General features: G+C 58.5%; 2 protein-coding genes. Both read left to right on the forward strand.

Annotated features, from left to right (window positions below):
- Nucleotides 1–939: GLUG motif-containing protein (locus tag SY1_RS04680; RefSeq protein WP_208872870.1), on the forward strand; the 939-nt coding region annotated here is incomplete at its 5' end.
- Nucleotides 940–968: 29 nt separating this feature from the next.
- A partial coding sequence (locus SY1_RS04685) for a hypothetical protein (protein WP_208872872.1) occupies nt 969–3,311 on the forward strand: 2,343 nt, incomplete at its 3' end.

Here is a 3,311-nt window from a genome sequence, read left to right on the forward strand (position 1 = left end):
TGCGTCGGCGGGCTCGTCGGCGACGGAGATTACACGCGCATAGAAAACTGTGGTGTATCGGGCTCGGTGCGGGGAAGGGACCGCGTGGGTGGCCTGGCCGGTTATCTCGATTGGAATTTTTGTAAGTTCAACCTCTACCGCGGCGAGGTCACGGGCAGGGAGGAGGTCGGTGGTCTGATCGGCCGGTGGGCTAGGGAGTCCAGAAAATGGAGCGGCTGCGAGGGGGGGATGGCCAGCGCCAGCTCCTGTGCGAACGTTTGGAACACTGCTTTGGTAGGGTTCTCCGGAGTTGTAGGCCGCGTGTCCGGAGAGCGTTGGGTCGGCGGAATTGTCGGGTACGTTGCTACAAAAGGTTATTTTCTTCATAGATCGCCTTGTTTCATGGGTAAGGTGAGCGACAGGCGCCATGATTCAATGGTGGCTCTGGTAGGAGAGCTTGAAGGGATGAGGGTGCCGCAAGGGAGGATACCGCAAGGGGTTGTCAAAGAAATGCCCTCCTACGAGCTTTTCAAGTATGGATCGGGCACACTGCTTTTACTGAGGGAAGGCGGCCTGTTCGTCCGTGTGGATGGAGAAAACGATGCGACGAAGGAGGTGAGAATCCCCGGCGAGGAGGGACCTGCGGTTCTGCGGGCCGTCGTCTCGGGGCAGGTTCCGGAGGGGATCGCAAGCTCGGACAGGGTGCGCTATATCGAGGTGAAGAGGGCCGTGGAGGTTTACGAGTTGGGCAGCGTCCCTCTGGGCGAGTCGGGGTATAATCCCATGGCCATGTTTTTTACCGGAGGTTATTTCACTGTGGAGGGCGACCGTTTCAAAGTGCTTTCCACGGAAGGCTTGGGAGGAATCTACGCCCCCCGTGGCCTGTACTGCATCCCCTGCGTCAAGCGCCGGGAGGATGGGGCTTGGGATGTCGTCTGGGTTCTGATCCGCGTGGTGTAGTCGTGTGGCACGTTATGGAGGTGAATACGATGAGAAGGGCTTTTGGGTTCTGTGCACTGTTGGGGCTGGCGCTCTGCGCCACGCCGGCAGGCGCGGCGATCGAGGAGTACGACACGGTCAGCCCCATCAACATGACGATAGACAGCTTCGAGTACATGAACACCGCCTCCCGGGACGCCTTTACCGAGGCGATGCGGCACTGGTCCGTGGCGGTGTACGAGATGACGAACGGCCGGCACCGCCTGGGCCGCGTGAAGATCGTGCAGGGCAAGGGGAACAGGGAGTTCGCTCATGTCAGGTGGCTGGAGAATTACCATGAAAATGGAAAAACCCATGCCGAGACGGAGGCCGGGGCCTACGTCCCCTACCGGCAGGAGGCTGTCAGCCCCAAACATGCCATCAAGATGAGCAGCGAGTTTCTCGGGGGACGCGATAACTTCTCGTCCGATCAAGGGCCGATCGACACGGGGTACACGCTGGCCCACGAGTGCGGCCATTACGTCTACGGACTGTTCGACGAGTATGAAGGAGATGCTTTTAATTGGTGGCCGAGATGGATATATCCCAATAGTCCTCGAACAGGGGACCATATGGTAGATATCATTGTATATAGTGATGATGAGCAACAATCTATTGATACAGCGCATTCTATCATGAGGGATCAAATAAGTGGATTTGCTCTAGATGGGAATCTCTTCCCTTATGAAAGAGCGATGGCGCTGAACTTCTCTACGGACGAGCACTACGGTTTCGACGGCACAAAGTGCCCGGAGGAGTATCAGACGGCCCAGCGGAGGCTCTATCCCAGGACCGTCTCGTGCTGGAGCACGCTGGTGAGCAAGGAGCTGCCTGCTTGGGCCCTTTTGCGCTCCTACAAGCGCCGCTTCTACAGGGACCTCGTCTCCGCGAAGCCCACAGCCAGCTTCGACATCACCCACAGGAACGGCTTCCCTCGGATCGGTTCGACGGAGGCGGAGTTCCGGGAGAAAAGTCCCGCGATCGACGACCTGAAGATCGAGTGGGGCACCACGAGGAATCAGCGTGCCCGGATGATCCTGGTCGAAAACTCGGGAAACCTACTGGAATTTATATTTGGCCTGACCTGGCCCTATACCCCCGAGGTATGTAACCTGGTGGACATGATGCTGACGGCGATCCCGGCCGGGGCGGATGTCGGCGTCTTCACCTTCGACAGGGACGGTGTTCATGAGGTCGTTCCTTTCCGAAAGATAGCAGACGGACCCAATGGAGGCGGGGTTCTACCGGAAAATGCCATCATCAGAGATGGATTGAGTATGGAAACGCAGAACAAGCTGCGCACCCTGCTGCGCCCTCAGGATACTCAGACGGGTATCGACATCCCCTTGTATGACGTCCTGTCGGACGCCATCGACCGCCTTCAAGCGTACATGGATGCCAGGCACATTCTTCTGGGCGATATCGTCGTCCTCGTCGCCCAGAAGCCGGAGGACTCCGAGAAACACTCCGGAAAGACGACCTTCGAGGCCCTGGCCGCGAAGAGCCGTAGCTTTTTTATCCCCCTGTCTTTTGTGAGCCTCAGGAACCGCAGCATCGAGCTCTACCAGCGCTTGAGCCGTGAGACCGGGGGCTATGTCCGTAAGAGTTCTGTTCCCCTCTCGCCGGAGAGGATCCGCTATATCGGCAATGCCCCGTGGCGCTCCTTTCAGGAGGAGCCCTACCTGCTGCTGAACCCCTGGAACGGGCACCTGCAGCTTTTGTGCGCCGACGACTTTGGGGATGTTTTCTCCGGCCATTCGGCCCTCGGAACCTCGCCTCCCCGGACAGTACAGAGCAACACCCAATGGAGAAGTCCGGATTCCGTCGCAGGAGAGGCCGGCCCTTCGATGCCGGAGGCCATACAGGAGAAAAGGGATGCGAAGGTGCGGGGCGAAAGGCTCACAAGTTCGCCCTTCCTTCTGGACAGCCGGATCGGCGCTTTTTCGGCTTTCATCAATATCGTCAATCCCTATCGAAGGTCTCTGCAATGCACGTTGGTGGCGCCGGGCGGAAAAAGGTTCCCCATTGGGGGCATGATTACCGGGATGGATAACAATTTGAATGTCCGCGTGAAGGTGAAACCCTCCCAGGTGGGGTATTGGCGCCTGGAGTGCGAGGGGGCTGGATACAAAGAGGCACAGGTCTCCTTCTATATCGTTGGCGAATCGAGAGGGCTGGAGGCCGGAGAAACTTTGGATGAGGATGGCAAACGGGACGCCGTCGGAAAAGACGAAGTCTCCGTCCGGCAAGAGGAAGAAGGCGGGCGGGGTTATCGGGGGGCACTGTTCCATCATTTGGAGGCGGCCGGCGTATCCGGGGGCGTCTTCAACTCCGCCGAGAACGGAAAACGGCTT

Origin of the sequence: Fretibacterium fastidiosum (genome assembly GCF_000210715.1) — a bacterium.
Lineage (GTDB): Bacteria > Synergistota > Synergistia > Synergistales > Aminobacteriaceae > Fretibacterium > Fretibacterium fastidiosum.